This window comes from Streptomyces sp. NPDC088725 (assembly GCF_044751305.1).
Taxonomy (GTDB): domain Bacteria; phylum Actinomycetota; class Actinomycetes; order Streptomycetales; family Streptomycetaceae; genus Streptomyces.
This window is the reverse complement of record NZ_JBIVLO010000008.1, coordinates 98,973-114,026: the sequence shown is the minus strand read 5'-3', so window position 1 is coordinate 114,026 and position 15,054 is coordinate 98,973. Positions and strand designations below refer to the sequence as shown.

16 protein-coding genes are annotated in these 15,054 nt (G+C 70.0%); 3 read left to right on the top strand and 13 right to left on the bottom strand.

The genetic code is table 11. From position 1 onward, the window contains the following. Window positions 1-392: 392 nt before the first annotated feature. The 8 genes from ACIP6N_RS21225 to ACIP6N_RS21190 form a co-directional block, all read right to left on the bottom strand. Window positions 393-803, bottom strand: coding sequence for a hypothetical protein (locus tag ACIP6N_RS21225; RefSeq protein ID WP_401817560.1), 411 nt, complete (start codon window positions 801-803; stop codon window positions 393-395). A 46-nt stretch (window positions 804-849) separates the two neighbouring features. After that, on the bottom strand, window positions 850-1,374 hold the full coding sequence (locus tag ACIP6N_RS21220) for a protease inhibitor I42 family protein (RefSeq protein ID WP_401817558.1): 525 nt from the start codon (window positions 1,372-1,374) through the stop codon (window positions 850-852). Continuing rightward, on the bottom strand, window positions 1,334-2,917 hold the full coding sequence (locus ACIP6N_RS21215) for a peptidoglycan-binding protein (protein WP_401817557.1): 1,584 nt from the start codon (window positions 2,915-2,917) through the stop codon (window positions 1,334-1,336). Before ACIP6N_RS21215 ends, ACIP6N_RS21220 begins: the two co-directional genes overlap by 41 nt. A gap of 10 nt (window positions 2,918-2,927) precedes the next feature. Next, complete coding sequence (locus ACIP6N_RS21210) at window positions 2,928-3,299, bottom strand: hypothetical protein (protein ID WP_401817556.1); 372 nt, start codon at window positions 3,297-3,299, stop codon at window positions 2,928-2,930. Window positions 3,300-3,542: 243 nt separating this feature from the next. Then, on the bottom strand, window positions 3,543-3,980 hold the full coding sequence (locus ACIP6N_RS21205; protein WP_401817555.1) for a hypothetical protein: 438 nt from the start codon (window positions 3,978-3,980) through the stop codon (window positions 3,543-3,545). Window positions 3,981-3,986: 6 nt separating this feature from the next. Further along, window positions 3,987-4,841, bottom strand: coding sequence for a heavy metal-binding domain-containing protein (locus ACIP6N_RS21200; protein ID WP_401817554.1), 855 nt, complete (start codon window positions 4,839-4,841; stop codon window positions 3,987-3,989). 109 nt (window positions 4,842-4,950) lie between these two features. Beyond that, entirely contained in the window at window positions 4,951-5,964 is a 1,014-nt protein-coding gene (locus ACIP6N_RS21195; RefSeq protein ID WP_401817553.1) for a heavy metal-binding domain-containing protein, read from the bottom strand. 96 nt (window positions 5,965-6,060) lie between these two features. Further along, window positions 6,061-6,282, bottom strand: a complete 222-nt coding sequence (locus ACIP6N_RS21190) for a hypothetical protein (RefSeq protein WP_401817551.1) — start codon at window positions 6,280-6,282, stop codon at window positions 6,061-6,063. 112 nt (window positions 6,283-6,394) lie between these two features. Between ACIP6N_RS21190 and ACIP6N_RS21185 the strand changes: the two genes are divergently transcribed. Then, window positions 6,395-6,865 carry a GNAT family N-acetyltransferase gene (locus ACIP6N_RS21185; RefSeq protein WP_401817550.1) on the top strand — a complete coding sequence of 157 codons (471 nt, stop codon included), beginning with the start codon at window positions 6,395-6,397 and terminating at the stop codon, window positions 6,863-6,865. A 103-nt stretch (window positions 6,866-6,968) separates the two neighbouring features. Here ACIP6N_RS21185 and ACIP6N_RS21180 read toward each other — a convergent pair whose 3' ends face one another. After that, a complete protein-coding gene (locus tag ACIP6N_RS21180) occupies window positions 6,969-8,252 on the bottom strand; it encodes an alkaline phosphatase (protein ID WP_401817549.1) in 1,284 nt (427 codons plus the stop codon). Between the two features lie 201 nt (window positions 8,253-8,453). Between ACIP6N_RS21180 and ACIP6N_RS21175 the strand changes: the two genes are divergently transcribed. Further along, window positions 8,454-10,391, top strand: a complete 1,938-nt coding sequence (locus ACIP6N_RS21175) for an N-acetylmuramoyl-L-alanine amidase (protein ID WP_401817548.1) — start codon at window positions 8,454-8,456, stop codon at window positions 10,389-10,391. Here the strand turns inward: ACIP6N_RS21175 and ACIP6N_RS21170 are convergent. Next, window positions 10,352-10,657, bottom strand: coding sequence for a hypothetical protein (locus ACIP6N_RS21170; RefSeq protein ID WP_401817547.1), 306 nt, complete (start codon window positions 10,655-10,657; stop codon window positions 10,352-10,354). The two genes, ACIP6N_RS21175 and ACIP6N_RS21170, sit on opposite strands and share 40 nt — an antisense overlap. Before the next feature lie 135 nt (window positions 10,658-10,792). Between ACIP6N_RS21170 and ACIP6N_RS21165 the strand changes: the two genes are divergently transcribed. Then, window positions 10,793-11,185, top strand: a complete 393-nt coding sequence (locus ACIP6N_RS21165) for a Scr1 family TA system antitoxin-like transcriptional regulator (RefSeq protein ID WP_401817881.1) — start codon at window positions 10,793-10,795, stop codon at window positions 11,183-11,185. A gap of 8 nt (window positions 11,186-11,193) precedes the next feature. Here the strand turns inward: ACIP6N_RS21165 and ACIP6N_RS21160 are convergent, their stop codons facing one another. The 3 genes from ACIP6N_RS21160 to ACIP6N_RS21150 form a co-directional block, all read right to left on the bottom strand. Continuing rightward, entirely contained in the window at window positions 11,194-12,420 is a 1,227-nt protein-coding gene (locus tag ACIP6N_RS21160) for a lipase family alpha/beta hydrolase (RefSeq protein ID WP_401817546.1), read from the bottom strand. Window positions 12,421-12,797: 377 nt separating this feature from the next. Then, complete coding sequence (locus tag ACIP6N_RS21155; protein WP_401817545.1) at window positions 12,798-13,862, bottom strand: cobalamin-independent methionine synthase II family protein; 1,065 nt, start codon at window positions 13,860-13,862, stop codon at window positions 12,798-12,800. Window positions 13,863-14,151: 289 nt separating this feature from the next. Continuing rightward, complete coding sequence (locus ACIP6N_RS21150; protein WP_401817543.1) at window positions 14,152-14,886, bottom strand: DsbA family oxidoreductase; 735 nt, start codon at window positions 14,884-14,886, stop codon at window positions 14,152-14,154. Window positions 14,887-15,054 lie beyond the last annotated feature (168 nt).

The window sequence follows — 15,054 nt, the reverse complement described above, 5'->3', positions numbered from 1 at the left end:
CATGACGCCGGCCTGTCAGTGACAGTGCGCGACACAGTCCGCTACGCGAACGCATCGCGCCTCTCTCCTCACGCTCTCCGACAGGGGCCGATACGCTGAGCAGGCGAACCGCTCGTGGCCAACGCCTGCCCCAGGAAGCCGTCTTGACGTCCGAAACCCAAGGTCGGGGCGTCACTGTAGCAATGCTGAAAGACCTGAAGGGAAACCCTGTACGGCTCCTCGGCTGCTCCGCGCTCCGCACGCTTCCGCTCTTCGGCCCGCGTCCCCGGTGCTGCCGGGATCCGGCGGACAGGGCCCGGCGGCCGGGCAGCCGGTAGCACCCCGCGTGGGGTCCGCGCAGCCCACGGCGGGCGACCGGCCAGGCGTCCGCGCGCTCGGATCAGCTGCTCAGGTCACGTACTCCGGTCCCGCGCCCGTGTCAGCTGCTTCAGTTCGATGATGGTCGCGACGGCGCGCAGCCAGGTCGCCGCGGTGTCGTCGGCGGCGATCCCGCCCACGAGTTCGGCGCCGGCGCGCAGCCACTCCCGTACGAGGACGGCCGCCTCCCGGCCGGGCACGGGCTCGGGCAGCTCCGTGGCGCGGGCGAGTCCGCCGGTGCGCACGGTGTCGGCGAGGAAGGCGACCGAGCGCGGCTCGGTGCCGAGGCGGTCGAGGATGACGGCCGCGGCCGCGGCACCGTCGCCGATCAGTGCGGTGCGCCGGGTACCGGGCCCGGCGGTGAGGCCGTAACGCAGCAGGACGGTGATGTCGAGCCGGGCCAGCTCGTCGTCCGTGCGGTCCTGCGGGTACGGGGCGTCGTTCATGGCGGGGCCTCGGCTATCTCGTCTCGGCTGACTGGTCCGCCGCGGTTCAGGTGACGGTGACGGTGTAGGTGGTGCGCTCGGGAGCCGGGGAGGCCGCCCCCGCGGTCGGGGCGGCGGAGGGCCCGGTCGTCCCGGGCGGCAGGGTGGAGGTGTTGCCCTGGCACGTGCTGGAGGTGCAGTGCAGCAGCGTGAACCGGGTGGTCCCCTTGCCCTTGGCCTCGAAGGTGAAGGTGAGCCGGCCGCCGGCACCGGGCACCGGTTCGTCTCCGGAGTCCGACGCGTAGTCCTGGCCGCGGCTGACCAGCACCGAGCTGTCGGGCTCGGGGCCGACCAGGTACCAGTACTCGCCGGTGGAGGCGTTCTGGTCGACGGTGAGCGTGAAACGCTCGCCCGGTTCGGCAGTGATGCTGGTGTCCTTCACCGAGTGGCTCGTGGTGCTCGCGGAGCCGCCGGCCGGTTCGCCGGTGCCCGAGCCGCACCCCGTGGCGAGAGCGAGCAGCGCGGCCGCCGCGATCGCGGCACCGCTTCTGTCACCGCGGAAGATAGACGCTGTACGCGTGGGAGAGATCACTCTTGGAAGCCTTGCCCATGTGGTTGTTGATGAAGTCGTCCTCGCTGACCCAAGTGGTCGAGCCCCAAGGGTTGTACACCTGAAGCATGTCGCCCTCCTGAGCGATGATGGTCATCGCGTGGGCGCCCTTCTCGCTGGAGACGTCGACCGGCACCGGCCGTCCCTGCGCCACCGACTTCTCGACTTCGGTGAGGACCGCCCTGCGGTCGGCGGCGCTGTCCAGATCCCGGCGCTCGTAGTCACTGCCGGTGGCACTGCCGACGGCGTCGTCGTTGATCCGTTCCTGCCCCTCCGGCCCCATGCCGCCCCAGTTCTCGCCGCCGTCCCCTTCGGTGTGCAGCCGGTGCTGTTCGGCCACCAGCCGCTGCTCGAAGGCGTCCGGGTCGTCCTGCTGACCGTCGGGGCCACCGGTGAGACCGAGCGCGTACAGGGGGTCGACCATGGCGCGGGACGTGACGGTGGACGAGGCCACGCAGGTGCCCTCGGAGCCGTCGCCGCCCTGGATCCACGCCTGGCCGTCGAACATGGCGTAGTCCTTGTTGTTGTTCGAGCCGTCCGGCGCCAGGCCCTCGTCCTTCATGCTGTCCGCGGCGGTGACCACCGGAGTGAGGTGCCTGCGCAGCCAATCGGGGTCCTTGCCATGGATCTTGTCCTGGAACTCTCCGATCTCGGCGACGCTGTGACCGGCGGCCAGGGCCTTCATCAGATAGGCCCGCTCCTGCGGGTTGTCCGACTTCGCCAGCATCCGCTCCATGGCCGTCTCGTCGTCGAGGCCCAGCAGGTCCATACGCGCCGACGCCCGCTCCAGGTCACCGGCCTTGAGGATCTCGTTCAGCTCGGGGTCGGCGCCCGCGACGCCGGTGTCGGCGAGCATCAGCTTGTCGACGGCGGTGAGTTCGCTGGTCTCCATCTTCCCGGCCCGTGCCTCGGCGGCCCACTTGTTCAGGTCCCGGGCCGCGACGCGGGTGGCCTCCTGCGCGTCGGAGACGGCGGCGTGCATCAAGTCGACCGCGTAGGAGCCGAAATGGGCGGCGTTCTTGCGGTCCCACTCCTCCTCGTCGTTCTCGTGCAGGTTGTCGAAGAACCCGTCCTTGCCGCCGAGTATCTTTTTCTGCTCCAGCAGCTGTCCGCGACCCTGCTCGTCCTTGCGCCGTGCGGCGCCGATCGCGTCGGCCAGCGTCAGCAGCACCGTCGCGCCGCCATGGAACGCCTCGGTCATCCGGGTCGCGGCCCGCCCGGCGGCGTTCACCGCGTCGGAGGCGAGGACGCTCGTGTCGCCGGCCCATACCTCCGGAAGGCTTTTGCGGCCCACCCGGTCGACCTGGCCGAAGACGCTGTCGACGGGGCCGACCTGGCCGCGGTAGAGCCGTGCCAGGCCCTCCAGCACGCCCTGGTCGCCGCCTGGTTCGGGCACCGAGAGGGCGTTGTCCATCAGGTCGATGAGCTCGTTCTTGCTCCCGGCGCCGAGCATCTTCTTGGACAGACCGGCGAGCCACGAGAGGCGGAAGGAGGGGGAATCGAGAGGAGACGAGAAGAACGACAACGGCCCGGCCTCAGTAGCTCGACAGGGCGGAGCTGCGACCGCCCTGCGCCGATGTGCCGGTGATGCCGCTCATGCGGCCGACGGAGACGCCGTCCACTTGCGTCTCCACCAGGCCGTCGGTGCCGTGGTAGATCTTCTCGGCCAACTGCACCTTGCCGCCCAGCTCGTGCAACGCCGACGCCAGTGTCCTGGCCTCCGCCTCCCACGCCTCGGCGAACGCGTTCAGCGCCGACGCGGCGTCATCGCCGCCGACCTCGTGGTACGAGTATTTCGTGCGGGAGTTGACGGCCGAACCGACACGGTCCATATCCGTTCCGGCGGCGTCGAGTTGCTGGGCCTGGCCGGTCATACCTGCCGTGATCTGGTAGCCGTCGAAGCCCACCGCGTCTCCCCCGTATGTGTTCGATTATGACCGCAGGCACGCTAACACTCACGGCACGTCACAAGGTCACCCGTCACCTGCCGCGCACATCTCCTCGACATCACCCACCCACGGCACGCCCGGGCACTCGTCCCGGCATGGCGATCGGGCTCAACACACCGCAGGCGTACGGCGCGTACGAGCTGACGCAGCCGCCCACCCGGCTCTTCCCCGAACCCCGCGCCGGCGTCTCCACGGTGCGGCTCAGTCACCCAGGACGAGCCGTTCCAGAGCGCTGCGCGCCCGCGCGTCCGAGCGGGCGCGCAGCGCGACGGCCGCCGCCAGCTTCCGCGTCCACTCGTCCACCGGCACCGGCGTACGGGACAGCACGACGCCGCGTACCACCTTCGTGACCTCGGCGCGCGGCGATCCGTGCGCCAGGCTCAGGATCAACTGCTCGTCACCGAGCGAGACTTCGACCCGCTCGACCCGGCCCTCGCGCCCCGCGAGCCGGTCGCTCATGCTCCGCCTGCGTTCCAGCGCGACGGACCCGGGCGGCAGCGCCTCGGCGAGTGATCCGCCCAACACCTGCGCGTAGACCTCCAGATCGGCCGCGTCCCGGCGCAGCGCCGCCGCCAGCGCGTCGACCGACGCGACCGAACCGGCCTCCTCGTCCGCCGGCTCCAGCTCGCCGTCGCTCATCGGTGCTCACCCGTCCAGGCTGAGCACCATCGTCGGACGCTGGATCTCGTGGTCGGCGCGCAGCGGACGTACCGCTGTACCGATCGAGAAGAACTCCGTGGTGTGCGCGCCCCAGCGGTGGTTGTGCGCGTTCAGCTGCACACCGACGACGCCCTCCGCGTCCAGTTCCTCGGCCTCCGACTGCATCCGGGCCATGGCCAGTTCACGTGCGTCGTAGAGCGCCTGCGTGAACTGCTCGATCTCCACGTTCTTGCCGAAGTTCGAGAGCGAGGCGCCCATCCGCTGATGCGCGATGTGGTAGACGCAGTTGCCCATGACCATGCCGAGCGGCGCGTACCCCGCCCGGATCAGCGTCCAGAAGTCCTGCCCCGACAGGTCCGACGTGAACGGCTGGCCCTTGTTGTTGCGCCAGCCCGTGCCGCCGGGCGCCGGATGGTCGGCCTTCACCGCCGTGCCGATGGCGATGAACTCGGCGATGTCGTTGCCGAACTCCCGCGCCTCCACGCTCAGTCGTACGCCGACGATGCCGTCCCCGCCCAGCTGCGCCGCCTCGGCCTCCATCCGGGTCATCGCCAGCTCGCGGGCGTGGTACATCGCCTGGCTGAGCGTGTCGAGCTCCTGGTTCTTGTTCCAGCGGCCGATCTGGATGCCGACGTGATAGATCGAGGTGCCGAGCACCAGCCCGATGGGCCGGAAGCCGGCCTCCTTGACCAGCAGGAACTCGTTCACCGACAGATCGCTGGTGAAGATCGAACCGGTCCTGCCCGGTTGAAGCTCCGTCAGCCGCTGCATGGCGTCGGCGGGAACTCCCTCGTCGGCGGGCACTCCGTCGTCGTTCGGCACTTCCGCGTCACCGTTCACGTCGCCACCTCCGCTTGCGCTGCCTGGAATGCCTGCGGTGTCTGCCCCGGGTGCCCGCCGTATCCGCCGTGCCCGCGCCCGGACGCATCGGGGAGATCTGAACCCGGGCTCACCCCTGGTCGCCCAGTTCGGCCAGCTCCTCGGCGACCTTGCGGCGCTCCGCCGGGTCTCCGTACGGACTGGAATCCATCGCCGCGAGCCGGGTACGAAGCCGCTCGCCGCGTTTGCCCAGCGGCAGGACGGCGAGCGTGGGCGGGCGCCGGGAGCGGGTCGCGAAGCGGGCGATCGTCGTGCCCACCATCGTCGCCTCGGACACGTGGTCCTCGCCCTCCGCGGCCAGCCGGGACGCCCGCATGCACGGCTCCCGCCAGATCCGCAGATCGCCGCTGGCCAGGATCACCCCGTCGCCGCCCCTGCGCTGCCCCTGGAGCTCCAGCTGGTGGCGGGCGTCCGCCCGGACGTCCCCGACCAGCTCGCTCCACGCCTCGACCTCCGTATTGCCCCAGGACAGCGCCTGCGAACGGGTGCCGAAGTCGTCGTGCCGTACGCCGATCGACATGCCGACCAGCAGTTCCACCGGCACCCACCCGGCCGAGACGAGCTTGGCGAACCCCTGGCCGTCCAGATGGCAGGTGAACGGCTGCGGCGCCCGTACGTCTCCACGGGCCCGCACCGCCGTGCCGATCACCCGGAACTCCAGGCAGTTCGGCTGCGAGGGAAAGGGCGCCATGGTCAGCTGCGCCGCCACTACCCCGTCGCCGCCCAGCGCCGAGCACTCGGCGGCCAGCCGGGAGAGCGCGGTACGGCGTGCGTCATCGAATACCTGTACGAGACCGGCCGAGGGTGCGTCCTCGCCGGAGAGTGCGACCGGGCCCGGCGCGCTGGAGAAGGTGAAACCCGCGCCCAGGTAGAGGCAGTCGTAATAGCCCCAGTACCTGCCCACGCGCCCCACGTGATAGACGGCGGAGCCCATCGCCTGGCCGACCGGCTCGAAGCCCACCGAGCGGATCGCCGCGAACTCGCCGGTCGACAGCGCCGACGACCACGTGCCGTGCCGCTGCGCGTCCGCGATGCGCTGCTCCGCGGCGGGCGGCAGACCGCTGCCACTCCACAGCACCGACACCGGTCCCACCCCCTGTCACGAGGATCGTCCGAAAACCTTCCTTTCGTACCCTAATCGACCTGTGTCGGACCCGCGCTTCAGCGCCGTGGCCGCGCTTCAGCGCCTGGGCCGCGCGTAGTGCTTCGCCACGGCGAGTGTGATGGCGAGAGAGACGAGTGAGCTGACGATGCCGTACGTGTTGCCCTGCCCGATCCAGAAGATCGTGAGCCCGGCCAGCAGGTACGCCCCGAGCAGGGCGGGGTTCTCGAAGGCCGATTCCGAGGCGGAGGTGAAGCCGTGGCGGACCCGGTCGAGGAACGTGACGTGTTCGGTGTCCATACCCCCATTCTCCTCCTCGGAGCCGAGAACGAGCCTGGTCCGCGCCTGTTTCATCCGGAGCCCGGGGCATCCTTCCCTCCGAGCCCGGAGAAAGGTGCGTAATACTCTCCGTATGACTTCGCGCGTTACGGCGCTGCCCGCGGTCGCCATCAGGCGGGCCACCGCCCGCGACGCCAGGCGGCTCACCAGGATCGTGCGGCGCTCCGGTGCCTACGAGGGCCCGTACGCGCCGATGGTCGACGGCTACCGGATGGGGCCCGACTACATCGAGGCCCACGAGGTCCACCTCGCCGAAGGCGCCGACCAGCGGGTCCTCGGCTTCTACGCCCTGGTGCTCGCCCCGCCGGAACTCGACCTCATGTTCGTCGCCGACGACCTCCAGGGCCGCGGCATCGGCCGCCTGCTCGTCGCGCACATGGCGGACCGGGCGCGCGCGGCCGGGCTCGACAGCGTCCCGGTGATCGCGCATCCGCCCGCGGAGGGCTTCTACCGCAGCGTCGGCGCCCACCGCACCGGCACCAGGGCCGCGAACCCGCCGGCCGTGATGTGGGACCGCCCGGAGATGGTCATCCCCGTCGCCTAGCGGGTGTACATCGCCGGACCGCGCGTACGACGAAGGCCCCGGCGAGGTCAGGTCACGAACCCCGCCGGGGCCTCCGGCGCACAGCGGCCTCAAACGCTCATGCTCAGCCGCGCGGTGCCAGAACCTGCTTCAGCACCTCGTGCACGTACGTGTTGGGGTGCTCTCCCGAGAAGCTCTCCGCCAGCGGGCCGCTCGCCGTCACCGGCACGTTCACGCTGGTGTGGCCGCCCGTCGTCCAGTCGATGTAGAACTTCTTGTCGCTGCCGCGCACGGTGAAGGGGCCGTCCTCGGCGGAGACACCGTCGCCGGACTCGTCCGTCGCGTCCTCCTCCTCGACCGCGAGACCACCGGTCTCGTGGTCACCGGTGACGACCAGCAGGGTGTCGGGGTGCGACGCGACGAACGCGCGCGCGACCGCGACGGTCTTCTCCAGCTGCTGCATGGACTGAAGGACCCGGGTGCCGTTGTTCGCGTGGGCGAACTCGTCGACGCCTTCTTCCTCGACCATGAGGAAGAAGCCCTTCTTGTTCTGCTCCAGGGTGCTGAGCGCCTTCGTGGTCATGGTGGCCAGGTCGACGACCGGGTCGTAGATGTCGCCCTCGCCCTCACCGCGCTGCTGGAACATCTCCTCGTTGGCGAAGAGACCGAGGAGCTTGCCGTCCTTGGCCTTGTCGAGCTGCTTCGCGTTGGAGACGTACGTGTAACCGGCCTGCTTGGCCTTGTTGATCAGGTTGCCCTTGGTGCCGACGCTGCCCTCGGACGGGTCCTCGGCGGGCTGGTCGGGGAAGGCGCCCGGCTTGCCCTTGGGCAGCCACCAGTCCTCGCCGCCGCCCAGGATCACGTCGGGCTTGCTGACCTCGAGGTACTGACGGGCGATGTCGTCCTGCTTGGTCCGCTCGGCGGAGTTGGCGAAGAACGCCGCCGGGGACGCGTCGGTGACCTGAGCGGTCGTCACCAGACCGGTGGCCTTGCCCGCGGCCTTGGCCTGCTGGCCCAGGGTCGCCAGCGGGTTGCCGTCGACGTCGACGCTGACCGCGCCGTTGTACGTCCTCTCACCCGTGGCCCACGCGGTGGCCGCGGCGGCGGAGTCCGTGATGATGGACTTCGGGTCGTGCGGGCTCGTGGTGAGCTGGCCGGAAGCGTCGAGCTTGTCCATGGCCAGCTGGCCGTCGGGGCCCGCCAGGTTCAGCCGGGCGGCCTCGCGAGCGGCCGCGCCCATGCCGTCACCGTTGATGAAGATGACGTTCTTCGCGGTGGGGGCCTTCGCCTTGGCGGCGGCCTCCGGGGCACTCGCGGAGGCGCCGAGCGTCGGGTTGATCACCATCGTCGCCACGGCGGCGGCAGCGGCGGCCGCAACGGGCGCCGCCCACTTGCGAGTTGTGCCCATGCGTCGGTTCACAGACTGCTCCTAGTGAGTCTTTGCCAAGCCTTCGCCCGGACCATAGGTGACCGTGGGGTCCGATCTGTGAACGGAAAATGACCAGCGCCGTAACCGTGTGGCTGCCGAGCGCGGAGGGGCGTATACGGGAAGGTGGCCAGGGTCCGGCAGGCCGCTGCCCGCGGCAGTCCCGTACGAGAAGAGGCCCCCTTGACCCAGCGGACGTCACGGAGACAGTGGCCGGCGATCGTCACCGGCTTCGCCCTCGCGGCAGGGTGCCTCACGCTCCTGCCCCAGCCCGCGCGCGCACTCACGCCCGCCGCCGCGCGCGCACTCACGCCCGCCGTCCTGTCGTACGGGAGCGCCACGGCACGGCAGTCCGACTTCGAGGCCGCGGCGGCCGAGTTCCACGTCCCCCTCCCGGTGCTGCTCGGCGTCGCCCATCAGGAATCCCTGTGGGACGCGCACGCCGGCGCGTACAACACCGGCGGCGGCTACGGCCCGATGAACCTCACCGACGTGACCCCGGAGATGGTGGCCGACGGCGCGCCGGGCGCGGCCGGCCGCGGCGATCTCGGCGCGCTGGCCGCCGATCCCGCACTGCACACCCTGACCGCCGCCGCGAAGCTCGCCGGGGCCCCCGCGTCCCGGCTGCGCGAGGGCGGACGGGACAACATCCGGGGCGGGGCCGCGCTGCTCGCCTCCTACCAGCAGGCGCTGACCGGCGGCCGTACGCCGGAGGACCCGGCACACTGGTATGGCGCGGTCGCCCGCTACAGCGGCTCGCCGGACGAGAAGGCGGCCGGGATCTTCGCCGACGGGGTGTACGCCACGCTGCGGAGCGGCGCCGACCGCCGGACCGCCGACGGGCAGCGCGTGCGCCTGGCCGCCGAGCCGGCCGTACGCCCGGACACCGCGCAGCTGAGCCGGCTGGGCCTGCGGACGGCGGTGGCCGCGCAGACGGAGTGCCCGGCCACGGTCGACTGCGTGTTCCTCGCGGCGGCGGCCTCGAACGGGCAGGTCGCGAACCGTCCCACCGACGGCATGGACGTCGACTACCTCGTCATCCACGACACGGAGTCGTCGTACGAATCCGCCATCGCCACCTTCCAGAAGGCCGGCGGCTCCGCCGCGCACTACGTGATGCGCGCGTCCGACGGCGCGGTGACGCAGATGCTGCCCGGCAAGGACATCGGATTCCACGCGGGCAACTACTGGTTCAACATGCACTCCATCGGCATCGAGCACGAGGGCTTCGCCGCCCAGGGCGCGGGCTGGTACACGGAGACGCAGTACCGGGCGACCGCCGACCTGGTGCGGTACCTGGCGGAGCGCTACGACATTCCGCTCGACCGGCAGCACGTGCTCGGCCACGACAACGTGCCCGGCCCGCAGAGCAGTTCGGTCTCCGGCATGCACTGGGACCCTGGCCCCTACTGGGACTGGTCGCACTTCATGGAGATGCTCAACTCCGCTACTCCTCAAGGCCCTAGCGGGGGCGGCCAGGTCGGCCCGGTCGGCTCCGCGGTGACGATCACGCCCACTTTCGCGGACAACAGCCAGACGGTCGGCGTCTGCCCGTCCGACGACCCGACCGGCGACACCACCGCCTGCACGGACAAGACCGCGCCGTCGAACTTCCTCTACGTACGAACCGAACCCCGCGCGGACGCCCCGCTCTTCGGCGACCAGGCACTGCACCCGGGCGCGGCCGGCACCGACCGGGTCAACGACTGGGGCAGCAAGGTCTCGGCGGGACAGCAGTTCGTGGTGGCGGGGAGCAGCGGCGACTGGACGGCGATCTGGTTCAGCGGCCAGAAGGTGTGGTTCCTGAACCCCGGCGGCAAGAACACCACTCCCGCCACCGGTGTGCAGGTGATCAAACCGGCGGGCACGTCGGCCGCGCCCGTCTTCGGTCAGGGCTACCCACAGCCGTCGGAATACCCGTCAGGCCTCAATCCGTCGAGGCAGGCACCCCTGGACATCTATTCGCTCCCGGCGGGCCAGGCGTACGTGTCCACCCAACCCCCGGTCCACACGGACGACTTCTTCGTCACCGGCGACACGGTGGTGAAGGGCGCGGGCTCGGTCTACACGATCCAGTACAACTACCGGGTGGCGCTGGTGAACGCCTCGGACGTCACCTGAACGAACGACCGGCGGCGGCGCGGTATCGGGCCGAACGGCTCTGATGTGAAAGCAAGTTGATGGGCGCGGCGCGGAGGGATAGTTGACCGGATGTCCGAGCTGCCGGTAATCCTGGCCGGTCCGGTGAGCGCGTGCAGCCGGGCGAGCGATTCGGCCGGTGAGTCCACGATGCCGTTATGCCAGACGATCCACTCGTCGTCCTCGCCGAGGACTCCGGCGGATCGACGGTAGCGGAGCAGTGAGTTCGGCTCAGTTTCCAGAGGCAACCACGTCATCGTCGTCGCTCCGAACTCCGGAGCAGATAGACCTCCAGCGCGACCATTCCTCCTCTGGTTCCAGCACTTGGGCCGGAAGCTACGCCGGAAGCAAGAAATGGGAGTAGCAGGCTCTGACGTGTTCACATCGAAGGGCATTTTCCGGGGCCGGACAACCGCTCCATCGTTGTCCGGGAGACTTCGCGCAATGACGAAATCGCCTCTGAACCTGGTGAGGTCGAGCAGATGCGCCGTCGATTCGATGAATTGGCGGCGGCCGCCTGCGACCCGGAGACGTCCATGCGATTCGTAGAAGAGATACGGAGGGAACTGGAACATGCCAGTCCAGACCTCCGGCGTAGTCTCGCCCCGGGCATGTGCCGGCCGCCGCACGGGTCGACCGGCCGGACGAGCGCACTCGGTCGATGTCCCGGGGCACCTCCAAGGCCACGTTCCGTCACAGTCCGGTCCGCTGGGGGCGCTCGTCGTAAACGGACGAGCGCCCCCGTAGTGTCACGGGCCCCCTGTCTCCGGGTGTGACGGCAGAGTCAGTTCGGGAGCCGCTCCATGATCCAGTCGCACAGTTCGGCGGTGATCTGCGTGTGCCCGGTGGTGGTGGAGGAGCAAAGGAACTCGTCCAGCTCGCTCTCGTCCGGGCTCAGTACGTCGATCTTGGTGTAGAGGTCGTCCTGGTTACCGATGTCGCGGATGGCCACGGCGCTGACCGAAGGGACGAAGCAGACCGTGGGGTGCCGCAGGTCGGTCTTGCCGCCCTTGTCCTCCAGGGCCTTGGCGATGATTCCGTAGGAGTCGAGGGTGCCGCCGGGGGCGCCGTCGAACTCGGGAAGACCGTCCGTCTTGACGGTCTTCGAGGCGGGCGGCAGCAGCCGCCGCAACTCGGCGACCGTGACGCCGTCGCCCGTGGCCTGGGTGTGGAAGGTGGAGCCTGGGAAGGCGATCGCGCCGGTGGACTTCAGAGCCATCTGGCCGGGGGCGACATTGAGGCCGGTACCGTCACCGGTGCCGTTGGCCACAGCGATCAGGCGAGGGATCCGGGGCCAGCCGCCGAGCTCTTCCAGCTTGCGCAGGAACTCCGTACGCAGCAGGTCCTCTCCGACGGAGCCGTCTTCGCTGCCGTAGTGCCGGTAGAGCATCTGCCGTGCCGCGGGGCTGTCGATCTGGCGGGCGAAGTCGTTCTCCTTGCCCGGCAGGGTGGGGATGAAGTGGGCGAACGCCTGGATCCCGATGGGGATCACGGCGCCGCGGTGCGGCGTGTCGTAGGAGAAGTAGAGCGCGGTCTGATGGTCCACGCGCTGCGTTTCCAGCTCGGCGAGGGCATAGCGGGTTACCAGGCCGCCCATGCTGAAACCGCCGACAGCCAGCAGGCTGTCGTCGGCTCGCTCGTCGACAGTCCGCAGGATCGCCTCTTTCGCGGCCGCGGCGTTGTCGTAGATGGAGGCGGTGCGCTCCTGGAAGCCGAGCAGGATGACGGTCCTGCCCTGCTGACGCAGCTTGGTGATCAGCGGGTAGTCCCGGTCGAGGCCCGCGTAGAGCACGGACAGGTCGCTCTTGCCGAGATTGAACCCGTCGGCCATGACGACCGGACGTTCGATGCCGCTTGAGCCTTCGCCGTAGTAGATCCACGCGAAACCGTTCCGCAGGTCCCACTTCCGGTCCGGTTCCGGCACCGGATACGGCAGGGGAGTGGGGGACGTGACCGGAGCCGCGAGCGTGAGGCCGCCGATCTGCTGTTCGGTGTTCTGCTCTGTAGTCAAAGGGACTCCTGCGTTCGCGCGCGTATGTGGGCTGGGAGTGTGTGACCCCGCCCTGATCCTTCGCGGTGCGCGGCGAGACGCGGGCAGTTCGCCGCGCCTTTCACCTGTACGGATGATTTCAGTTTGTTTGCGGTGATATCTACCTATCCGGGGCGCATGCCTACGGTGTCGCGTTGGCCGGCCGCCCTCCGACTCACCGAGCCGGATCACCGGCTCCAACAGCGTTCCCCATCGGCGGCGTTCGCCGTCGGGATCGGGGACAGAGCGCCCCGGCCGCATGCCGGCGGCCGGGGCGCTCTGGTTCTGTCAGCCCTCCGCGCCGGGGGACGCCTCGACGGTGACCGTGGCCCTCCGGGTGAACGTGGCGTCGGGCATGACTAAAGGCCCAGGGCCTGGGCGGCCAGCTCGGTGCCCCGAAGGCGGGCCTCGATCTTGGCGAAGGCCAACTCCCGTGAGGTGGAGGTGTCGTCGGCGAAGGGGGCGAAGCCGGCATCGTCGCAGGTGCCCAGCTGGTCGACCGGGATGTGGCGGGCGGCCTCAAGGACGCGGTCGCGTACCTCCTCGGGGCTTTCGACTCTCGGGTCGATCGGGTCGATGACGCCGACGAACACCCGGATTCCGGGACGCAGTTGGTCGGCAATGATCCGCAGGACCCGCTCGCGGTCGGGCTCGCCGGCCAGCTGGAGACAGAAGTTGCCGACCGTCAACTGGAACAGCTTGGGCAGCAGCTCGGCATAGTCGACATCGAGGCTGTGGGTGGAGTCCTGGTCGGCCCCGGGGTCGGTGTGCACGCCGAGGCGGGCCCGTTCGTCTTCGGTGAACCGGCCAAGAACCGTGTTGTTGAAGGCGATGAACTCGTTGAGTACACCGCCGGACGGGTCGAGCTTCAACGCCAGCCGGCCTTCCGTGAAGTCCAACTGCACGCGGTGCGCGCCGGCGTCGAGACATCCTCGGATGTCCGCCTCGGCCTCGTCGGCGAGGTCGCTCAGGAATGTCTCACGGGAGTATCCGTCGATTCCGCCGGCCGGGTAGAGCAGCGTCAGGGCCGAGGGGGCGACCACGGCCTGTTTGACGGGGAGGGCAGTGCGGCCGCGGGCGGCGCGGACGTAGCTCTCGGCCCGGACCTGGTAGCGGAACGGGCCGGCGGTCAGGGCGGGCAGCTGTCGGACGTGTCCGTCGGCGAAAGGGATGACGGCGCCCTCGGTCGAAAGCCCCTGGAGGCCGGTGAGGGGGTAGGTGAGGGAGCTGGGCTTGCTCTGGTCACCGTCGACCAGGACCGGGCTGCCCAGCTTCTCCAGCAGGGCGAGGGTGTCGGCGACCGCCTCGCCCTGGACACGCGCCAGCTCCGCGTCGTCCAGTCGGCCTGCGGCGTGCTCGGCAAATGCCTGTCGCAGCGCGGGGGAACGGGGAAGGCTGCCGATCGGCTCGGTAGGGATGCTCATGATCCGCACCCTAGAAGTCACCGGCACACCCCCGGATTGGGGGTGAAGCCTGCCCGATGGGGCCACTCCCGCTATTCACGGGCCCTTCAGCGGAACGTCACCGCAGATCATGACCGAGAGATTCACCCGATCGAGCTTCTGGCGGAGCGCTGTGACGCCGCGCAGCCGGCGGTGGACGCGGGCACTTGACCGCCGGGGGCGTCGAGTTCGGCCCTGCTCGACAACTGGCCTTCTCAGCCGGGTGCGAGAGAAGCCGCTCCCGCCGTCCTTCGGCGTCGGCGAGGGGTGCTTACGCGTGCGTGTCGGCGTGCGGGACCGCGCACGCGCCGTCCGCGCAGACTTCGGCGTCGTTCGCGGATGCGGTGACCGGCAGGAGCTGGGTGACCGTGCGGCTCTGCCAGGCCTGTTCCAGCGCCTGGGTGAACACCTCTGCGGGCTGGCCGCCCGAGACGCCGTAGCGCCGGTCGAGGACGAAGAACGGCACGCCGTTCGCGCCCAGTTCGGCGGCCTCGCGCTCCTCCGACCGTACGTCGTCGGCGTAGGCGTCCTCGTCGGCGAGCACGCGGCGGACCTCCGCCTCGTCCAGGCCGGCCTCCACCGCCAGGGTGACGAGCGTTTCCGGGTCGAAGACGGACCGCTCCTCGGCGAAGTTGGCGCGGTAGGCGCGGTTCAGCAGTTCGCCTTCCACGCCGTGGGTCCGTGCGAGGTGGAGCAGCCGGTGGATGTCGAAGGTGCTGCCGGAGTCGCGGCCCTCAGTCCGGTAGTCGAGCCCTTCGGAACGCGCGTTGGCGGCAATGTTCTCCTCGGCGTCGCGCGCCTGCTCGGGGGTGAGACCGTACTTGCCCGCGAGCAGCTCGGCGACCGGGGTGACGATGCCCTTCGGCTGCCTCGGGTCCAGCTCGAACGACTTGTACACGACCTCGATCTCGTCCCGGTGGGCGAAGGCTTCGAGCCCCTTCTCGAACCGGGCCTTTCCGACATAACACCAGGGGCAGGCGATGTCGCTCCAGATCTCGACGCGCATGTGTTTCTCTCCATGGTCGTGTAAACGGAGCACACCTCCGCTCACCCGACAACGCCTCCGCTCCGGCCTCCATTCCCCGGCCGTGCACGGTCGTGCGCGCGAGGGAACACGAACCGATGTCCTTGTGCGCGGAAAGTGCCTTCCGCCTGGGCCGGCAGAACCTCTCGA